Raw genomic sequence first — 18,791 nt, 5'->3', positions numbered from 1 at the left:
GAAGCAATCCCACTGAAGAAAGTCAAGTGTCAGTGAACACTTGCGTGAATCAGGAATGCACAGTGTTCACTGGTTCGTCGCGGGCGGGGCCTCAGTCGCCGCGCACCCGGTAGCGCAGCCGCCCGAGAGCCGCCGTTCCGCCGAAGACCGCGGAGGCGAGGGCGGCGGCCGCGAACAGCAGCGGGAAGGACTCGGCCGCCACGGCGGCGGCACCGGCCAGCGCGCCGAGCGATCCGCCCAGCATCAGCGAGATCGAGAACATCGTCATCCCGAGCGCGCGAGTCTGCGCCGCGGCATCCGTCATCCAGGTCTGCAGGGTGGTGTGCGCGAGCGCCCACCCCGCCCCCATCCCGGTCGCGCCGACCAGCACCGACAGCGGCGTGATCTGCGTCGCCAGCAGCACGAACGCGAGCACGGCGCATCCGCCGCCCGCGACCAGGAACCACAGTGGCGCGACACGGTGGACGACGAGCTTCATCAGCTGGCTGACCACCACGACCGCCACGCCGAACGCCGCCGTGACGAAGCCCGAGACCGCGGCGCCGCCGCCGGCCTGCTGCAGCGCCACCGGCAGCATGTTGTACAGCCCGATCAGCAGCACGCCCTCCAGCCCCGTCACCGCGCAGACCACCAGCGCCCACCTGTTGCGCATCAGCTGCCGCAGCTGCATCCGCAGGGGTGCGGCGCCGTCGTCCCGAGCCTCGGGCAGCACGGCGATGAGCACGGCCAGCAGCGCCGTCACCACCGCGTACACGACGAACAGCACCTGCCAGGAGACCCACTGGGTGGCGGCACCCGCGATCACCGTGCCGGCCGCCAGCCCCAGCGCGGTCGCCGTGGCGAGGTTGGCCATGGCCGCCGGTCGCCTCTCCAGCGGCAGCGTGTCCCCGAAATAGGTCAGCACGGCGGCGAACATGGCGGCGAACGCCCCGCCCGACGCCGTGCGGGCGATCAGCAGCACGACGATGTCGGGCGAGAGCGCGACGAGCAGGTTCGCGACCGCGGCGAGCGCCGTCGAGACCGTGAGCACCCGGATGCGGCCCCACCGCGTCGACAGCGGTCCCCACATCACCTGCAGCAGCGCATAGGCCAGCGCGTGCAGGGTGACCGCGTTGGCCGCGACCGCGAGCGGCGCGTCCAGGTCCTCGGCCAGCTGCGGGATCAGCGGCAGGATGAGCGACCTGTCGATGGTGGACCAGAAGATGGCCAGCGGCAGGACCGCCGCCGCCGACACCCGGGGACCCGGCCCGGCGGGAGCACCCGCCGGGCGCTCATCCCTCGGTCTCGCCACGACCTTCCGGCGTGTTCAGGTGGGACTGGGAGTCGCGGATGCCCGGCAGCGGGCCGTTCACGGTGATGTAGCGTCCGCCGCCCGCGATCATGAGCTCCTCGGCGGGGAACTTCGTGATCACCTCGCAGCCGTCGGCGGTGACGACCAGCTCCTCCTCGATGCGCGCGGCACCCCAGCCGTCGGCCGACGGCCAGTACGTCTCGAGGGCGAACACCATCCCCTCCTCGAGCACCTCGGGGTGCTCGAGCGAGGTCAGCCGCGAGAAGATCGGCTTCTCCCAGATCGACAGCCCCACTCCGTGCCCGTACTGCAGGGCGAAGGCCGCCTCCTCGTCGGGGAAGCCGAACTCCTCGGCCTTCGGCCACAGCGAGACGATGTCGGCTGTGGTGGCACCCGGCCGCACGGCGGCGATCGCCATGTCCATGTACTCCCGGCAGCGCTTGTACGCATCGCGCTGGGCGGGGCTGGCCGACCCGACCGCGAAGGTGCGGTAGTAGCAGGTGCGGTAGCCGTTGTACGAGTGCAGGATGTCGAAGAAGGCCGGGTCTCCCGGGCGGACGGCGCGGTCGGAGTAGACGTGCGGATGCGGTGCGCAGCGCTCCCCGGAGATCGCGTTGACTCCCTCCACGTACTCGGAGCCCTGGTCGTACAGCGACTTCGCGACCAGGCCGACGCACTGGTTCTCGCGCACGCCGGGGCGCAGGAACCCGTAGAGCTCGTCGTAGGCGGCATCCACCATCGAGGCCGCCGTGGTCAGGAGCGTGATCTCGTCGGCGGTCTTGATCCTGCGCGCCTCCATGAAGATCTGCTGGCCGTCGACGACCTCGATCCCCTCGCGCTGCAGGGCGAACAGGATCGGCAGCTCGATGACGTCCACGCCCAGCGGCTCGTCGGCCAGTCCGAACTTCTGCAGCTCCCGCTTGATCTTGTGCGCCACCTGCTCGGCGATGCCGGCGTCGGGCGGGAACGCACCGCGCAACGTGGAGATGCCGGCGCGCGCACCCGACTCCGCGCGGGGGCGCGTGGCGCCGTGATGAGGCGCGTGCGGGTCGGCGTCCGCCTCCATGTGGGTCTCGTGCAGCCATGGGTTGAGCAGATCGTGGTGCTTGGCCGCCGAGCCGAAGTCCCACACGATCGGGTCGGTCTTGCGCGTGACCAGGCAGAACCGGATCAGTTTGTCCATGGCCCAGGTTCCGATGTGGGTGGCCGAGGCGTAGCGGATGTTGGAGAAGTCGAAGGCGAGCACGGCGCCCACCGACGACCTGTCCAGCTCCCGGCGCAGGCGCGCCAGGCGCTCGTCCCGCAGCCGCTCGAAATCGACCCGTGCCTCCCAGTCGACGCCCATGGTGCCGCGTGTCGCGATGCTCATCTCAGTCCTCTCGTCCGTGTCCGGCCGCGTTCGCGGCTCAGGAGATCCGCCAGCCGCGGTCGACGTTCAAGCTGTGCGCGGACACTCCGCGGTTGAACAGCAGGAACCTGGTCGCGTCGACGACGTCGGCCATGCTGGCCAGCTCGCCGCCGGGCGTTCGCGATTCGTACCCGCTCAGCACGCCGTCGGGCTTGCCGGCCCAGAACGGGCTGTCTCCGATGATCCCGGGATGCAGGGAGTTCACGCGCATCGGCGCCAGCTCCAGCGCGAGGGTGTTCATCAGTCCGTCGACACCGCCGTTGATGGTCGACACGGTCGTGGACCCCGGGTAGGGCGCGTCCTTCGCCCGGCCGCCGAAGAGCACGATGCCGGTGTCCCGGGAGGGCTCCAGGCGATCGAGCAGCACGTGCACGGTCTCGGTGTAGCCGATCAGCTTCAGTGTGACCAGCCGACGGGCGCGCGCGATGTCGTACTCGCGGATCGAGTTCGCGTCGCGTTCGATGGCGACCATCACCAGTCCGTCCAGACGGCCCACCCCGGCCAGCTGATCCGCGATCCCCTCCGGCTCGGAGACGTCGAGCGCGATGCCCTGCGCGCCCGGTCCGATCTCGGCGGCGACCTGCTCGGCGCGTTCTCCGTCCCTGCTGGTGAGGACGACTTCGTCGCCGGCGGCGATCAGGTCCTCGGCCAGCGCCCGGCCGATGCCGGACGATCCCCCGGCGATGAGAATGCGGCGTGCGCTCATGACTCCTCCTCGAGTCGCTCTTCCAGATACTGCCAATCGCGGGCGAACCGGTACGCATGGCGAGCCGGCATCTGCGGAGCCTGGGTCTCCAGCCACTGCACTTCCTGCCCGGTGGCCGAGAACGAGTGCACGCACCCCACGCCGGCCCACGCGAAGTCGCCCTCCTTCAGCAGGAACTCCTGTCCGTCGAAGGTGGCTCTCACCTCCCCCTCGGTGACCAGGTAGGCCTCCTCGAGCGGGTGGTCGTGGGGCCCGGCGACGCCGTCGGGCGCATAGCGCACCATGAACATCGCCGCCAGAGTCGCCCCGAGATCGGTGTCGACCATCATCTTCAGCGTGATCCCGCTGTAGACGAGCAGCGCGGTGCGCATCGAGGCCGACACCGCGAGCAGCTGCTGGGACTGCCGCCCGGCGTCCATGTGCTCGCGAGTGATGCTGCCGAACGACCGGGTGCGCGGATCCCTGGCGTCCACGGGGATCGGATCACGTTCGGGCAGCTCCGGCACCCGATAGGTATCGTCCGCGTGCCTGGTGCGCGCGGGGGGCGTGAACAGATCGCACCACACGGCCTCCGCGTCACCGGCCGAGCGCCAGGCGTGCGGCACGCCGATGGGGATGACCCCGTAGTCGCCGGCCACCAGCCGCACCGTCGCCTCGGGCGTGGCCAGCACGACGGCGCCGCTGAGGATGTGGAAGCTCTCCTCGAACGAGTGCACATGGGTCGCCGTGCTCCCCCCGGGTGCCAGCCGGTTGACGCCGAAGTCGGTGTGCGAGGCGCCGTCGGCCTCTCCCACGCAGCGCCAGCGCGTCAGCCCCTGCGACGCCGGGGCGAGGGCGCCGGGGTCACGGTACTCCGCCTCGTCCGCGCGACGAACCACGAAACGCGTCATGGACGGCCTCCTTGCCGATCGATGTCTTCTCGCCGTGCGACCGGACTGCGCCGCTCACCGTCCAGCGATGTTCAGTGTGACTTTATCTCAAGTAGAGCGGCGGCGCGCCCGATTGTCAAGCATCACCGACCGACCAACGACAGCTCTCACCGGCGATCTGCGGCCGAAGACTACCGAAAAGCGCCGACATGCGGCATGCTGAGCCTACTCATGCGTTTCGTGACACTGTACAGGCAGCGCTGTACACCGTGAGCGAAGCGCCGCATCCTGGCCGACAACCCGGCCGGCCGGAAGCAGCTGATCGAAGGAGATGAGCGATGACCGCAGCACCCCTGCCCCGCCCGGGGCAGCCCATCCTGTTCACCGACGGCATCGTCCTGACCATGGACGATGCCCACACAGTGATCCCGCACGGCGACGTCCTCGTCAAGGACGGCCGGATCGCCGAGGTCGGCGTGGGCATCCAGGCCCCGGAGGACGCGCACGTGATCGATGCCGCCGGCGGCATCCTCATGCCGGGCATGGTGGACACGCACCGGCACATGTGGCAGACCGCGATGCGCGGCTACGGGTCGGACTGGACGCTGACGCAGTACTTCGTGTGGTACTACCTGCAGCACGGCGTCAAGTTCCGTCCGCAGGACTACGCGGCAGGCAATCTCATCTCGGCGCTGGACGCGATCGAGTCCGGCGTGACCACCAGCGTCGACTGGTCGCACGGGTTGCGCACCGTCGAGCACGCCGAGGCCGCGTACGAGGCGCTGGCCACCTCCCCCGGTCGTTTCGTGTTCGCATACGGCAACATCCATCAGTCGCCGTGGGAGTGGACGGCCGATCCCGCCGTGCAGGACCTGCTCGTGCGCTCCCGCGACGACTCGCGGATGTTCGGCACGCAGATCGCCTTCGACGTCCCCAACCAGGACGCGGAGTTCCCGGAGCTCGCCGCCTACCGCGTGGCCAAGGAGCTCGGCCTCCGCGTCACCACGCACGCCGGCGTCTGGGGTGCGACCAACGACTGGGGCATCCGGAACGCGTACGACGCCGGCGTCATGGAGGAGGGCTTCACCTACGTGCATGCGGCGTCGCTGTCCGAGGAGTCGTACCAGAAGATCGCGGCCACCGGAGGGAACGTCTCGCTGTCGACCGAATCGGAGGACACCTGCGGACAGGGCTACCCGCCGATCCACGAGCTGCGCAAGCACGGCATCCCGGCATCGCTGTCGGTCGACACCAGCGTCTGGTTCAGCGCCGATCTGTTCTCCGCCATGCGCGCGACCGTGAACGCCGACCGCGCGCTGGAGCACTACATCGCGCACCGTCTCGATCCCGCCGAGACCGTCACGCACGTGCGCCTGCGCGCCGAGGACGTGGTCGATCTGGCCACCCGGGGCGGGGCGAAGGCGCTGGGCAAGGACCATCTGATCGGCTCGCTGGAGGCGGGCAAGCTCGGCGACGTGGTGCTGCTGAAGAACGATGATTCGCCCACCTGGACCCCGGTGATCAACCCGTGGGGCCACGTCGTCTACCAGGCGCAGCGCGGCGACGTGCACACCGTGCTGGTCGGCGGGGAGGTCGTCAAGTCCGAGGGCAAGGTGGTCGCCGGCGATCTGCCGGGCGTCAAGGCCAAGCTGGCCGACACCGTCGCCCATCTCGAGCGCGAGGTGGGCGAGGAGTGGGTTCCCGGCATGCATCCGGAGATCCCGGAGACCGAGGTGCTCACCAACCCCTATCAGTACAAGAAGTAGCCGGCGACGGATGCCGCGCGGGGAGCGGTCAGCCCCGCGCGGCCCGCACGGTGGACACCTGGTACAGCGCGACGGATGCCGCGATGCCGGCGTTCAGTGATTCGGTCGCCGCCGAGATCGGGATCGAGACGATCTGATCGCAGGTCTCGGCCACCAGGCGCGAGATGCCCTTGCCCTCGGAGCCGACCACGATCACGACCGGCCGGTCCGCCAGCTCGAGCGCGGGCAGCGACACGTCCCCGCCGCCGTCCAGGCCCAGCACGAACACGCCCTGCTTCTTGAACTCCTTGAGCATCGAGGTGAGGTTCGACGCGAGGGCGACAGGGATGCGGGCGGCGGCCCCGGCGCTGGTCTTCCAGGCAGCCGAGTTGACGCTGGCCGAGCGGCGCTGCGGCAGGATGACCCCGTGCCCGCCGAAGGCGGCCGTGGAGCGGATGATGGCGCCCAGGTTGCGCGGGTCGGTGATGCCGTCCAGCGCCACGAACAGCGGGGTCTGCCCCTGGTCGATCACCTGCTCCAGCAGATCCTGCGGGTGCGCGTACTCGTAGGGCGGCACCTTCAGCGCGACACCCTGGTGCACGCCGTCGAAGCCCGCCATCCGGTCGAGCTCCTGACGCGTCACCTCGAGCACCGGGATCTCGCGGTGGCGCGTGATGGCGAGCATCTCCTTGACGCGGTCGTCCATCTCCACGCGCTGCGCGATGTAGAAGGCCGTCGCCGGGATCTTCGTGCGCAGCGCCTCGAGCACCGAGTTTCGGCCGGTGACGGTCTCGGTGTCGTCGGCGGGCTTGGACCCGCGCGCCTGACGGTTCACGTTCGACTGCGGCCGCTGACCCGGCTTGCCCTTGCCGCCGGCGGCGGCGTAGCGCTCGGCCGCGGCCTTGCGCTTTCCCGCCACGTGCCAGCTGCGGTCCTCCGCCTTGGGCGTGGGTCCGCGTCCTTCCAGTGCCTTGCGGCCGAGACCGCCGGTGCCCTTCGCGGCGCCCTTCTTCTTGCTGTTGCCCGCTCCGGGGCGGCCAGGCTTAGCCATCGATACTCCAATGCGTTCCGTCCGGAGTGTCCTCCAGAGTGATTCCCGCCGCGGCGATCGCATCGCGGATGCGATCGGCCGCGGCCCAGTCCTTGTCGGCGCGCGCCTGCGCGCGCTGCGCGATCATCGTCTTGACGAGATCGTCGAGGGCGGATGCCGCGGCGTCCACGCTCCCGCGCTCGGTGCCGCGCACATCGATGCCGAGCACGTCGGCCATGGCCGTGACCTCGCGGAGGGCGTGCTCCGCCGCGGCTGCGTCCCCGGCATCCAGCGCCGCGTTGCCCCTGCGCACCGTCTCGTGGATCACGGCGAGTGCCTGCGGCACACCGAGATCGTCGTCCATCGCGGCGGCGAAGGCGTCCGGCACGATCCCCGGCACGGCCGCGTCATCGGCCCCGCGCCCGGCGCGCTCCACGAAGGTGCGGATGCGGCCCAGCGCGGACTCGGCCTCCGCCAGCGTCGACTCCCCGAGATCGAGGCTGGATCGGTAGTGCGCGGCCCCGAGCGCGTAGCGCGCCACCATCGGGTCGACGCCGTCGAGGAAGTCGGCCGCGAGCGTGAAGTTGCCCAGCGACTTCGACATCTTCTGCCCGTTCACCGTCACCAGCCCGTTGTGCACCCAGTACCGGGCGAAGCCGTCTCCGGCGGCCGTCGACTGCGCCAGCTCGTTCTCGTGGTGCGGGAAGCGCAGGTCGAGCCCGCCGCCGTGGATGTCGAACTCCGCTCCCAGGTAGCGCTTCGACATGGCCGAGCACTCGATGTGCCAGCCCGGGCGTCCGGCGCCCCAGGGCGAGTCCCAGACGGCATCCGCCTGCTCGTCGGCCTTCGCGCCCTTCCAGAGCGCGAAGTCCTGCGGGTTGCGCTTGCCGCGCGGGTCGGCGTCGGCCGCGGCCTCCATGGCGTCCACGGACTGGTGGGTCAACTCGCCGTAGGCGGGCCAGGAGCGCACGTCGAAGTACACGTCGCCCGACCCGTCCGGAGCGGCGTAGGCGTGGCCGCGCTCGATCAGCGAGGCGATCAGCTCGTGCATCTGCGGGATGAACCCGGTCGCGCGCGGCTCGTAGGTGGGCGGAAGGATGCCGACGGCGGCGTACGCCGCGCCGAACTCCCGCTCGATCCGGTAGGCGAGCGCCCACCACGGCTCCTCCGCGGTCGCGTTCGCGAGGGTCTTGTCATCGATGTCGGTGACGTTGCGCACGAAGGTCACCCGTCCGAAGCGGTGCGCGAGCCAGCGACGCAGCAGGTCGAAGCTGAGCGCGGCGCGGACGTGCCCGATGTGCGGCCCCGACTGCACGGTGGGTCCGCACACGTACATCGTCACGTTCGAGGGGTCGAGCGGAACGAAGTCGCGCAGGCGCTGTGCGCGGGTGTCGTAGAGGCGGATCGTCACCGCACAAGACTACCGGGGCGGCACGCGCGGTTTCTGAGGATCAGCGCGGCAGCACCAGTGCCACGGCGGTCACCGCGATGCCCTCGCCGCGGCCGGTGAAGCCCAGGCCGTCGGTGGTGGTCGCTGTCACCGAGACGGCTGCCCCGCCCAGGGCGCGGGAGAGGACGGCCTCCGCTTCGGCCCTCCTGGCGCTGAAGCGCGGGCGGTTGCCCTGGAACTGCACCGAGACGCTGCCGATCGCGAACCCGGCATCCGCCAGCATCCGCGCCGTGCGCGCCAGGAAGACGTCGGCGTGCGCTCCCGCGTACTCCGGATGCGCGGTGCCGAAGTGCTCGCCGATGTCGCCGAGTCCGGCGGCGCCCAGCAGCGCGTCGACGATCGCGTGCGCGACGGCGTCGCCGTCGGAGTGTCCCGACAGCGGCTGCTCCCCCGGCCACTCCAGCCCCGCGAGCCACAGGTCGCCGCCGCCGCCGAAGGCGTGCACGTCGGTGCCGACGCCGATGCGGGGCGTCACTGGCAGGCCGACGGACGCCGGGTGCAGAAGCATCCGCGCGCGCTCCAGGTCGGCGGGAGTGGTGATCTTGAACGCGCGCTCGTCACCGGGGATGCGGCGCACGGCCCCGCCGGCCGCCGCGAACAGCGCGGCATCGTCGGTGTGCTCCTCCCCCGCCTCGAGCGCGCGGGCGTATGCGGCATCCAGCGCCGCCCGGGGGAACCCCTGCGGCGTCTGCGCGGCGGCCAGCACCGAGCGGTCCACCGCCTCGACGACGGCATCACCGTCGACGCGCTTGAGTGTGTCGATCACCGCCAGCGCCGGGATCACGCCGGCATCCGCCGTCACAGCGTCAGCCACCGCGTCGATCTGCGCGGACGGCGTCAGCGCGCGCGCCGCATCGTGCACGAGCACGACCTCGACCGCCGCGTCGACCGCGGCGAGTCCGGCCGCGACCGACAGCTGCCGGGTCGCGCCGCCGGTGACGACGGATGCCGGCCATGCGCGCCCGCCATCGGCATCCGCCAGCACGCCGGCCACGGCCGGCTCGTGCCCGGCGGGCGCGACGACGATCACCTGCATGGGCCGCACGGCGAAAACGCCCTCGAGCGCGTGCGCGAGCACGGTGCGCCCGTCCAGGTCGACGAGAGCCTTCGGTGCGCCCGCCGCCAGGCGGGTGCCGGAGCCGGCGGCGACGACGACGATCGCGGTTCTCGGTGCGGAGGTCACGCTGACACGCTACCGTGCAGCCGTGGATGCCCGGGAATGCGAAGAGGGCGGATGCCGCAGCATCCGCCCTCCTCGAACTCCGGTGTCTTCGCGACTCAGGAGGCGAGCACCTCGTCGAGCAGTTCGCCCGCCTTCTCCTCATCGATCTTCTCGGCGAGAGCCAGCTCCGAGACGAGGATCTGCCTGGCCTTCGCCAGCATCCGCTTCTCGCCCGCCGACAGCCCGCGGTCCTGATCACGGCGCCACAGGTCGCGGACGACCTCGCTCACCTTGATCACGTCGCCCGACGCGAGCTTCTCGAGGTTCGCCTTGTAGCGGCGCGACCAGTTGGTCGGCTCCTCGGTGAAGGGTGCGCGGAGCACCTCGAAGACGTGATCCAGGCCCTCCTGGCCGATGACGTCGCGCACGCCGACCAGGTCGACGTTCTCGGCGGGCACCTCAATGATCAGATCGCCCTGCGTGACGTTCAGCTTGAGATACTTCTTCGTCTCGCCCTTGATCACGCGGTCCTTGACCTCGATGATCGTCGCGGCTCCGTGGTGCGGATAGACGACGGTTTCGCCAACCTCAAAAAGCATAAAAACGTGTCCTTTCGGCAATCTCCAGCATACCACAGCGGTTATGTACTAAGGTTCGCGCCGGCAGCTCGTCGCACGCTCGCGCAGTCCCGGAGAACGCGTCCGGATCCACTAGACTGAGGCACGACAATCGTCGCATCTCAGGAGGATCCGTGAACTCGCGCTCTGCTGCGTCCATCGCTCCGCGCCTCATCGCCGCTGCCGCGCTCGGCACCGCGATCACCCTCGGCGCCACCGGCTGCACGTTCATCACTCCGCAGGAGACCACGAACATCGTCAACATCGCCGACGGCGTCGACGTGGCCTCCACCGGCGGCCCTGTCGTGGTGCGCAACGCCCTGATCGTCGCCACCGACGACGGCTCGGCCGGCAACCTCGTGGCCGCTCTCGTCAACGACGGCGACAAGAGCGCCAGCCTCACCGTCGATGTCGAGGGCAGGCAGCTGAACGTGCGCGTGCCCGCCGGCGAGACGGTGAGCCTGGGCGCCGGCGAGGACCCGCTGCTCATCGAGGGCCTGGGCGTCAAGCCCGGCGCGACCGTCGAGGTGCTGTTCCGCTCCGGCGACGAGAGCGCCGACCCGATCCAGGTGCCCGTGCTCGACGGCACGCTCCCCTACTACAAGGACCTCGTGCCCTCCGCTGAGGAGACGCCCGCATCCTGACGTCCGCTCGTCCCGAAGAGGCCGGTCCCGCATGCGGGGCCGGCCTCTTCGCGATCAAGGTTCGAAGCGGTAGCCGAGTCCGCGCACGGTGACGAGCATCACCGGCCGGCTGGGATCCTGCTCGATCCTCGACCGGATGCGCTTGATGTGCACGTCGAGCGTCTTGGTGTCACCGAAGTAGTCGCTCCCCCACACCCGGTCGATCAACTGGCCGCGGGTGAGCACGCGTCCGGCGTTGCGCATCAGCACCTCGAGCAGCTCGAACTCCTTGAGCGGCACGTTGATCTCCTCGCCGTCCACGGCCACCGTGTGCCGGTCGATGTCGAGCGTGACGCGACCGCCTGCGAGCACGCGCTCGTCCACGTCGGTCTCGGCCTGCGCGATGCGGCGCAGCACGGCGCGCATCCGCGCCAGCAGCTCGCGCGACGAGTACGGCTTGGTGATGTAGTCGTCGGCGCCGATCTCCAGCCCCACCACGATGTCGACCTCGGAGTCCTTGGCCGTGAGCATGATGATGGGCACGTTCGAGGTCTGGCGCACTTGGCGGCACACCTCCGTGCCCGGCATGCCCGGCAGCATCAGGTCGAGCAGGATGATGTCGGCTCCTCGCGCGCGGAACGCCTCCAGCGCCCCGGGTCCGTCCTCGCTGATCTCCACCTCGTACCCTTCACGGCGCAGCAGGTAGGCGAGCGGATCGGCCAGGTCGGGCTCGTCCTCGACGAGCAGGATGCGGGTCATGCGGTGTCTCCGTCCCGGGTCGCTTCCGGATGCAGGGCCCCGAGGGCGCGTGCGCGCTGCAGTGCCTTCTGCTTCTTCTTCGACTGCTTCTTCTTCGACTTCTTCTTCATCTTCGCGGAGCCGACGTCGTCGGCATCCGACGCCATCCGCGGCAGGCGCATGGTGAACGTGGATCCGCGTCCCGGACGCGACCACACCCGCACCTCGCCGCCATGGCGCTGCGTGGCGTGCTTCACGATGGACAGCCCGAGACCGGTGCCGCCGGTGCGACGCGAACGCGCGTCGTCGGCGCGGTAGAAGCGCTCGAAGATCCGCTCGCGGTCGGCTGCGGAGATGCCGATGCCCTGGTCGGCCACGGCGATCTCCACCAGATCGCCGTCCACACGCACCCCGACCCCGATGCGCGAGCCGCGCGGCGAGTACTGGATGGCGTTGGACAGCAGGTTGCCGACCGCCTCGACCAGCACCTGCGCATCGCCGCGCACCCACGCACCGGTGTCACCGCCGCCGGCGAGCTCGACACCTGCGGAGTCGGCCTGCACCGCATGCCCTTCGATCGAGGTGCGCACCACCTCGTCGATCGAGACCGGCTCCTGCTGCGCGAGGCTCTCGGCGGCCTGCAGCCGCGACAGGCTCATGATCCGCCCGGTCAGCTGGCTCAGACGGCCCGCCTCGGCCGTGATGCGCGCGGCGAACGCACGCACCTGGTCGGGGTCGTCGGCGGCCGATTCGATGGCCTCCGCCAGCAGGGTGACGGATGCCACGGGCGTCTTCAGCTCGTGGCTGGTGTTGGAGACGAAGTCGGTGCGCATCTGCTCCAGGCGCTCGCGCTCGGTGACGTCGCGCAGGATCAGCAGCGTCAGCCGCCGGCCGATCGCACTGGCACGAGCCGAGACCAGCCGGGGGTCGAGCGTGCTGCCGGCGGCGATGCGCAGGGTCTCGGTGGCGCTGACGCCGCTGCTGCGCACCTGGAGCACCAGGCGCCGCAGCTCGGTGTTCTCCAGCACCGCGCCGGCGCGGATGTCGAAGCGCGCCGCGGCTCGCGAGGTCGCGACCACCAGGCCGGACGAGTCCAGCACGCACGCGGCGTCGTCCATGCCGTCGAGCACCTCGGTGGTGCCGCTGGGAACCCACGCCGACGTGACCGCCATCGCGTGGGCGCGCATGCGGTAGGCCCAGATCACCAGCAGCACCGCGCCGACCCCGATGACGACGCCGACGGCGAGCGCGAAGAGCGCGAGCTGGGCCGAGGACATGCCTCCAGAGTAGGGGCACCGGCACCCTGCTCCGGGCGTTCACGCCGCCTTCACGCGCCGGCGCGAAGAGTGTTCGTGTTCGCGTCACCGGCCGTTAACCTGCGACCGCGATGATCGGGGCCGGTCCCCCTGACGAAAGGTTGCGCCCCCATGCGCGAAGTCTTCCACCAGTCCCTCGAGGAGCTCCAGTCGCGCCTGGCGGAGATCGCCGACCTCGTCGGCGTCGCGATCGAGAAGGCGACCACGGCGTTCGCGCACAGCGACGTCGCCCTGGCAGAAGAGGTCATCGCGGACGATGCGCAGATCGACGAGCTGGCGGTCGCCCTCGACGAGCAGGCCATCGAGATCCTCGCCCGCCAGCAGCCGGTCGCCCGCGACCTGCGCATCGTGATCACCGCGCTGCGGGTCAGCGCGTCGCTGGAGCGCATGGGCGACATGGCCGAGCACATCGCCCAGCTGGCACGGCTGCGCTTTCCCGAGCGCGCGATCCCGAAGGGCCTCAAGGGCACGTTCCGCCGCATGGGCGAGCTGGATGTCGAGATCGCGCGCACCCTCGCCGAGCTGCTGCGCACGCAGGACCTGCGCTTCGCCGATGCCATCCGCAACGCGGACGATGACGTGGACGAACTGCACGCGAGTGTGTTCGAGAAGGTGCTCAGCGACAACTGGAAGGGCGAGGCGACCGCCACCGTCGATGCCACGCTCGCCAGCCGCTACCACGAGCGCTTCGCCGATCACGCCGTGGCCGTGGCCAAGAAGGTGGTGTACCTGGCGACCGGGGACTGGGCCGTGGAGGAGGAGGACATCGCGGCGCTCGCCGCCGCAGCCGATCCCTCCGAGGACTGACCGCCGGGAGCTACTTCTTGCCCTGCGCGGCGACGGCTGCCGCTCCGGCGGCGGCGGCCTCGGGGTCGAGGTAGCGCCCGGGAGCGGTGGGGACGTTGTTCTCGTCGAGCTCGTAGACGAGCGGGATGCCGGTGGGGATGTTCAGCCCGGCGATGTCCTCGTCGCTGATGTTCTCGAGGTGCTTGACCAGGCCGCGCAGCGAGTTGCCGTGCGCGGTGACCAGCACGGTCTTGCCCGCCTCGAGGTCGGGGACGATCGCGCTCTCCCAATAGGGCAGCAGACGGTCGATGACGAGCTTGAGCGACTCGGTGCGCGGGACCTCACCGTCGATGCCCGCGTAACGGGCGTCGTTCACCTGGCTGAACTCGCTGTCGTCATCCAGGGGCGGCGGCGGCACGTCGAACGAACGACGCCACACCTGGAACTGCTCGGGCCCGAATTCCTCGAGCGTCTGCGCCTTGTCCTTGCCCTGCAGAGCGCCGTAGTGACGCTCGTTGAGGCGCCAGGATCGCGTTACGGGGATCCACAGCCGGTCGGCCGCGTCCAGCGCGATGTTCGCGGTCTGGATCGCGCGGCTCAGCAGCGACGTGTGCAGCACATCGGGGAGGATGCCGGACTCGGTCAGCAGCTCACCGCCTCGCTTCGCCTCGGCCCTGCCCTGCTCGGTCAGCCGGACATCCACCCAGCCGGTGAAGAGGTTGAGCTGGTTCCATTCGCTCTGGCCGTGGCGGAGCAGGATCAGGGTACGCGTCATGCGGTCCAGCTTAGCTTTTCCGCGTCTGGCGGGCGGGCGTCGTGACGTTCCCTTCGCTCGTAGCCCTTCGACTCGCTCCGCTCGCTCAGGAACCGCGGCCCATGCCCCTCCGCTTCGCTCCTCCCCGATGCTCGCTCCGGGAACGCCACGACACCCTCAACTTTCTGCGGGAAGACTCGGCACCCTGGTGGGGAAGAATAGAAGAATGAGCGCACCGGTCGGGCAGCCCACCCGGGGGACGACGGGGACCAACCGGCTACGGCGCAACGACCGCTGGATCGCGGCATCCGAGGCCTTCCGGAGAGCTGCGGATCCGCTCGTGATCGACCTGGGGTACGGGGCCAGCGGCGTCACAGCCTTCGAGCTGGCGCAGAGACTGCGTCAGCAACGGGCGGATGCCGAGGTGATCGGCCTCGAGCTCGACCCGGCACGCGTGGCGACCGCGCACGAGCAGTTGACCGACGTGCGCGCGGGGCGCACCCCGTTCGCCGCCGACCTCCCGGTGTCGTTCGCGCGCGGCGGCTTCGAGGTGCCGCTGCCGGACGGACGGCGACCCGCCGTGATCCGCGCCATGAACGTGCTGCGTCAGTACGACGAGGCCGATGTCGCGGATGCCTGGAGGCAGGTCTCATCTCGGCTGGCGCCGGGCGGAATGCTGTTCGAGGGCACGTGCGACGAGATCGGCCGGGTGGCCGGCTGGGTCGACGTGGCATCCGACGGACTGCCCGTGCGGTTCACGATCTCGCTGCGGCTGGCCGAGCTCGAGCATCCGAGCGTCGTGGCCGAGCGCCTGCCGAAGGCGCTCATCCATCGCAACGTGCCCGGCGAGCGGGTGCACGGCCTCCTCGCCGCGCTCGACCGCGAGTGGGAGCGCGCCGCTCCCCTGTCCGCGTTCGGTCCGGTGCAGCGCTGGCTCGCCGCCGTGACGGCACTGCGCGAGCAGGGAATCCCGGTGCAGGGCACGAAGGCGCGCTGGCGGCTGGGTGAGCTGACCGTCCCCTGGTCGGCCGTCGCCCCGGCATCCTGACTCAGCCCCAGCGCTGCCGCAGCCACTCCATGCCGGCGATGCCCTCGCGGTACTGGAAGTCGCGCAGGGTCGGCAGGCCGGGCGGCGCGGGCAGCTGCGCCTTCACGAAGAACCGACCGGTCACGGCGGCCAGCACCGCGTCGATGTCGGCAGCGGCGACGCCCTCGAAGAGCGGATGCTGCGCCAGCACGTCCTCGACATCGATCGCCTCCCCGCGGAGTCTGACATCGAGCAGGTAGAAGAGTCCGTCCATCCAGCGCGCGCCGATCGACGCCCACGGCCAGTCGATGATCCAGGGCCTCCCGTCGGCATCCATCAGCACGTTGTCAGCGCGGCCGTCGTAGTGCTGCAGGTGCTCGCCGGCGACCGCGTCGAGCACGCGCTCGCCCGCCGCCCGGAGGCGAGCGCGGTTGCCCTCCGCCCAGTCGGGCAGCGCGATGGCATCCGCCTCGATCCGCCACCAGCTGTCCTGCTCGGCGGCGAACTCGTCGACGGCGGACGGCAGCGATGCCCGAGCGGCCTCGGGCAGGCGGGGAAAGGTGGCGAAGGCGTCGAGGACGGCGGCGACGTCCGCCCCGTCGCCGGCTGCACCCGGGTGGCGGCCGTCGACATCCTCGAGCACGAGCACGGCCCACTCGTCGGTCACGAGGGACCCGAGGAGCGCGGGCGCGCTCACCTCGGCGGGGAGCAGGCGCATCACCTCGATCTCACGCCGGTGCAGGTCGTACGTGCCCTCGTTGCGACCGCGTGGCACGGCCTTCACGAATGCCCTGGTGCCGTCCGCCGTCACGACGCGGTCCGCGCTGCCGGGCGAGAACCCCTCGGTCTGGCTGACGGCGTCGACGACGGGCGCGCCGAGCACCCGCTCGACCTCGGCCACCACCTCGCGCGGCAGATCGTGCCACTGCATCCGCGTCTTCACCGCACCCGTCATCCATCGACCCTACCGTCGGGGACGGGCGACGCTTCGACAGGCTCAGCGACCCACGACGGGCGGCCCCAACGGTCCAGGACGGGCGGCTCAGCGGGCGTTGCGGGGGTCCTCGCCGACCGGACGGCGGGACAGGCGCGTCAGACGGGGCACGCCGGCGGTGGCGCCGGCATCAGCCGGGACGATCACCTGCTGAGCGGCGGCGACGTCGACGCCCTCGCAGCGCACCACCAGGTCGCCCACGGGTGCGCGGCGGGACAGGATCGCCAGGGCGATCGGGCCGTCCTCGTAGTGCAGCGCGGCCGAGGTGATGCGCCCGACCTCGTCGTCGCCGGCCAGCACCGGGTCCCCGGCTGCGGGCAGCACGACGTCGCTGCCGTCCAGGTGCAGTGCGGCGAGGCGGCGCGGCGGATGCCCCAGGTTGTGCACCTTGGCGACGGTCTCCTGCCCGCGGTAGCAGCCCTTGCTCAGGTGCACCGCGCTGCGGATCCAGTCGTACTCGTGCGGGATCGTGCGCTCGTCGACCTCGTGCGACCAGCGCGGACGCCAGGCGGCCACCCGCAGCGCCTCGGCGGCGAGCGCGCCGGCGAAGGGTCCGGTCAGGGCGGATGCATCGTCGACCACGGCCACGCTCCAGGCGTAGTCGGCGGCCGGATGCCCGTCGGCGAGCGCGTACTGGTGGCCTCCGGGCTGCACCTCGCGCCAGGGATCACGCCAGATCAGCGGGACGCCGTGCGGCGCGGATGCCGTGATCCGGCCCTCGGCATCGCCTCCGGCGAAGAAGCCGACCAGGGCGGCATCCGCCTGTACCGTGACCATGACGCGGGAACGGAACACCATGCGCTTCAGCCATGTCGCGAGCTGCTCGGTGTCCTCGGCATCCGCGATCAGCCACGCGCTCACGCCGTCCTCGAACACGCCCGCGGCATGCTCGACGCGGCCCTGCGGATCCAGCACGAGCAGCTCGGTGCTCTCGCCGGGGAGGCGCCGGGCGACCGACTGCGAAGTGATGGAATCCAGCCAGCTCAGCCGATCCTCGCCCGCCACCTCTATCAGGGTGCGGTCGGTGAGCGGCGAGATCGCCCGCCCGGCCGCGAGCTCGCGCTGCTCGACGATCGGGTTGCCGAAGTGCGTGATCAGGCCGCCGTCGCGCACAGCGCCAGCGAGCGCGTCGAAGGCGGTCATGCTCAGACCTTCCCCAGGCGGGCGGAGGCGTGCGACTTCAGCTGCTCGCCGAAGGCGGCGATGTCCCACGCCCACAGCAGATGGCCGTCGACCAGCCCGTACATGCGGCTCGCCGCCGTGTACTTCGCATCCGCCGCTCCCGCGGGACGCACCACGGCGTCGGTCGCGATGTCTATGCGCGGGCCGGCGATGCGTCCCAGGTACAGTTCGAGCGCTCCGTCGGAGTGCGCGACCGACACCTCGATCGGGAAGCCGTCTTCGGTGCGCAGCTTCTCGACGTCGTGCACGGTGCGCTCCGGCCCGGCGGCAGCCGGAGGCAGCAGCGCGGGCCCGGGATCGGCATCCGTGCGGGGCCGCGCGAGACGCCAGAAACCCGTCTCGGCGAGCAGCTGCACGGGCTCGTCCTCGCCCTCCGGCCCCAGGAAGGATGCCGTGGCCGCGTAGTTCAGGAACGGACCGCCGTCGTGGCTGAAGCTCACCCGGTGCGAGAACTCACCCTGGAAGCGCCGCTCTGCGGCGGTGTACTCGATGACGCCGGTGCCCTCCCACACGCCCAGCAGCCACGACAGCGGTGCGAGGTCGGCGGGAAGATCGGTGGGCAGATCGATCACGACGAAGAGCGGCTCATCGCTGGCCGCGGAACAGGTTGACGAGCACGACGCCGGCGACGAACACGATGGCGAGGCTCGCCAGTCCCAGCAGACCGAGGAAGAAGAATTCGAGCGCGACGGGATCCATGCGATTCATCCTAGTCGACCACCGCGCCGCGGGCTTCAGAACGCCGCCGCGAGTGCGGAGAGCGCGAAGACCGCCGACACGAGCCCCATCACGACCAGCGATCCGGCCGCCGAGGCCGCGACGCGGGCGATGAAGCCCTGCGCCCGGCCGTAGGCCAGCTGCACGGCGAAGCCGAGCAGCACCACGCCGCCGAAGGCGATCACCAGCCACGGCACCCGATCCTGCTCGGAGAGCACGACGCCGAGCGTGAGGGCCGTCACGAGCGACACGATCCATACCGCGATCACGCCGTGGAAGGCGTTGCGCGGGGCGAGGGCCGGTTCGGACATGCGGCCATCGTACTTGCCTGCGCCTGTGATCCGCGCGGAAACCGCGACGGAAGTCGGCCGCACCG

Annotated in this window: 19 protein-coding genes; 4 read left to right on the top strand and 15 right to left on the bottom strand. The window is 70.8% G+C overall.

Going from position 1 to position 18,791, the window contains the following annotated elements; all coding sequences use genetic code 11:
- Positions 1 to 91: 91 nt before the first annotated feature.
- From Q9R19_RS12865 to Q9R19_RS12850, 4 genes are read right to left on the bottom strand one after another with little or no spacing between them, the layout of a single operon-like run.
- The gene (locus Q9R19_RS12865) at positions 92 to 1,234 is read right to left on the bottom strand and encodes an MFS transporter (protein WP_311256792.1); all 1,143 of its coding nucleotides are present in this window, start codon (positions 1,232 to 1,234) and stop codon (positions 92 to 94) included.
- 37 nt (positions 1,235 to 1,271) lie between these two features.
- Positions 1,272 to 2,660 (bottom strand): Xaa-Pro peptidase family protein, encoded by a 1,389-nt coding sequence (locus tag Q9R19_RS12860; RefSeq protein ID WP_311256791.1) that lies wholly within the window; start codon positions 2,658 to 2,660, stop codon positions 1,272 to 1,274.
- A gap of 37 nt (positions 2,661 to 2,697) precedes the next feature.
- Positions 2,698 to 3,405 (bottom strand): SDR family NAD(P)-dependent oxidoreductase, encoded by a 708-nt coding sequence (locus Q9R19_RS12855; RefSeq protein ID WP_311256790.1) that lies wholly within the window; start codon positions 3,403 to 3,405, stop codon positions 2,698 to 2,700.
- Positions 3,402 to 4,295: a cupin domain-containing protein gene (locus Q9R19_RS12850; protein WP_311256789.1), complete on the bottom strand. Its 894-nt coding sequence runs from the start codon at positions 4,293 to 4,295 to the stop codon at positions 3,402 to 3,404. Before Q9R19_RS12850 ends, Q9R19_RS12855 begins: the two co-directional genes overlap by 4 nt.
- A gap of 317 nt (positions 4,296 to 4,612) precedes the next feature.
- Here Q9R19_RS12850 and Q9R19_RS12845 point away from each other — a divergent pair, with 317 nt between their 5' ends.
- Entirely contained in the window at positions 4,613 to 6,040 is a 1,428-nt protein-coding gene (locus tag Q9R19_RS12845; protein WP_311256788.1) for an amidohydrolase family protein, read from the top strand.
- A 28-nt stretch (positions 6,041 to 6,068) separates the two neighbouring features.
- Here Q9R19_RS12845 and rlmB read toward each other — a convergent pair whose 3' ends face one another.
- From rlmB to Q9R19_RS12825, 4 genes are all read right to left on the bottom strand, one after another.
- Positions 6,069 to 7,070: a 23S rRNA (guanosine(2251)-2'-O)-methyltransferase RlmB gene (gene rlmB / locus Q9R19_RS12840; protein ID WP_311256787.1), complete on the bottom strand. Its 1,002-nt coding sequence runs from the start codon at positions 7,068 to 7,070 to the stop codon at positions 6,069 to 6,071.
- Positions 7,063 to 8,460, bottom strand: coding sequence for a cysteine--tRNA ligase (gene cysS, locus Q9R19_RS12835; protein WP_311256786.1), 1,398 nt, complete (start codon positions 8,458 to 8,460; stop codon positions 7,063 to 7,065). Before cysS ends, rlmB begins: the two co-directional genes overlap by 8 nt.
- A gap of 40 nt (positions 8,461 to 8,500) precedes the next feature.
- The gene (gene ispD / locus Q9R19_RS12830) at positions 8,501 to 9,682 is read right to left on the bottom strand and encodes a 2-C-methyl-D-erythritol 4-phosphate cytidylyltransferase (RefSeq protein WP_311256785.1); all 1,182 of its coding nucleotides are present in this window, start codon (positions 9,680 to 9,682) and stop codon (positions 8,501 to 8,503) included.
- 95 nt (positions 9,683 to 9,777) lie between these two features.
- Entirely contained in the window at positions 9,778 to 10,260 is a 483-nt protein-coding gene (locus Q9R19_RS12825) for a CarD family transcriptional regulator (protein WP_298865585.1), read from the bottom strand.
- Positions 10,261 to 10,412: 152 nt separating this feature from the next.
- Here Q9R19_RS12825 and Q9R19_RS12820 point away from each other — a divergent pair, with 152 nt between their 5' ends.
- Positions 10,413 to 10,922: a DNA modification methylase gene (locus tag Q9R19_RS12820; protein ID WP_311256784.1), complete on the top strand. Its 510-nt coding sequence runs from the start codon at positions 10,413 to 10,415 to the stop codon at positions 10,920 to 10,922.
- 54 nt (positions 10,923 to 10,976) lie between these two features.
- Here the strand turns inward: Q9R19_RS12820 and Q9R19_RS12815 are convergent, their stop codons facing one another.
- Both Q9R19_RS12815 and Q9R19_RS12810 read right to left on the bottom strand, forming a co-directional pair.
- Positions 10,977 to 11,660 (bottom strand): response regulator transcription factor, encoded by a 684-nt coding sequence (locus Q9R19_RS12815; RefSeq protein ID WP_311256783.1) that lies wholly within the window; start codon positions 11,658 to 11,660, stop codon positions 10,977 to 10,979.
- A complete protein-coding gene (locus Q9R19_RS12810; RefSeq protein ID WP_311256782.1) occupies positions 11,657 to 12,916 on the bottom strand; it encodes an ATP-binding protein in 1,260 nt (419 codons plus the stop codon). The genes Q9R19_RS12815 and Q9R19_RS12810 overlap by 4 nt, the downstream gene beginning before the upstream one ends.
- Positions 12,917 to 13,066: 150 nt before the next feature.
- Here Q9R19_RS12810 and phoU point away from each other — a divergent pair, with 150 nt between their 5' ends.
- Entirely contained in the window at positions 13,067 to 13,762 is a 696-nt protein-coding gene (gene phoU, locus Q9R19_RS12805; RefSeq protein ID WP_311256781.1) for a phosphate signaling complex protein PhoU, read from the top strand.
- Positions 13,763 to 13,772: 10 nt separating this feature from the next.
- Here phoU and Q9R19_RS12800 read toward each other — a convergent pair whose 3' ends face one another.
- Positions 13,773 to 14,516 (bottom strand): phosphoglyceromutase, encoded by a 744-nt coding sequence (locus Q9R19_RS12800; protein WP_311256780.1) that lies wholly within the window; start codon positions 14,514 to 14,516, stop codon positions 13,773 to 13,775.
- Between the two features lie 205 nt (positions 14,517 to 14,721).
- Between Q9R19_RS12800 and Q9R19_RS12795 the strand changes: the two genes are divergently transcribed.
- Positions 14,722 to 15,543, top strand: coding sequence for a class I SAM-dependent methyltransferase (locus Q9R19_RS12795; RefSeq protein WP_311256779.1), 822 nt, complete (start codon positions 14,722 to 14,724; stop codon positions 15,541 to 15,543).
- A 1-nt stretch (position 15,544) separates the two neighbouring features.
- Here the strand turns inward: Q9R19_RS12795 and Q9R19_RS12790 are convergent, their stop codons facing one another.
- From Q9R19_RS12790 to Q9R19_RS12775, 4 genes are all read right to left on the bottom strand, one after another.
- Positions 15,545 to 16,477 (bottom strand): phosphotransferase, encoded by a 933-nt coding sequence (locus Q9R19_RS12790; RefSeq protein ID WP_311256778.1) that lies wholly within the window; start codon positions 16,475 to 16,477, stop codon positions 15,545 to 15,547.
- An 87-nt stretch (positions 16,478 to 16,564) separates the two neighbouring features.
- Positions 16,565 to 17,659 carry a folate-binding protein gene (locus Q9R19_RS12785; protein WP_311256777.1) on the bottom strand — a complete coding sequence of 365 codons (1,095 nt, stop codon included), beginning with the start codon at positions 17,657 to 17,659 and terminating at the stop codon, positions 16,565 to 16,567.
- Between the two features lie 2 nt (positions 17,660 to 17,661).
- On the bottom strand, positions 17,662 to 18,270 hold the full coding sequence (locus Q9R19_RS12780; protein ID WP_311256776.1) for an FABP family protein: 609 nt from the start codon (positions 18,268 to 18,270) through the stop codon (positions 17,662 to 17,664).
- A gap of 162 nt (positions 18,271 to 18,432) precedes the next feature.
- On the bottom strand, positions 18,433 to 18,726 hold the full coding sequence (locus Q9R19_RS12775) for a hypothetical protein (protein ID WP_311256775.1): 294 nt from the start codon (positions 18,724 to 18,726) through the stop codon (positions 18,433 to 18,435).
- Between the last annotated feature and the right edge of the window lie 65 nt (positions 18,727 to 18,791).

Source organism: Microbacterium sp. ARD32 (assembly GCF_031844385.1).
GTDB lineage: Bacteria > Actinomycetota > Actinomycetes > Actinomycetales > Microbacteriaceae > Microbacterium.
Note: the sequence above shows the minus strand (reverse complement) of the source record. Positions and strands in the feature narration are given on the sequence as shown.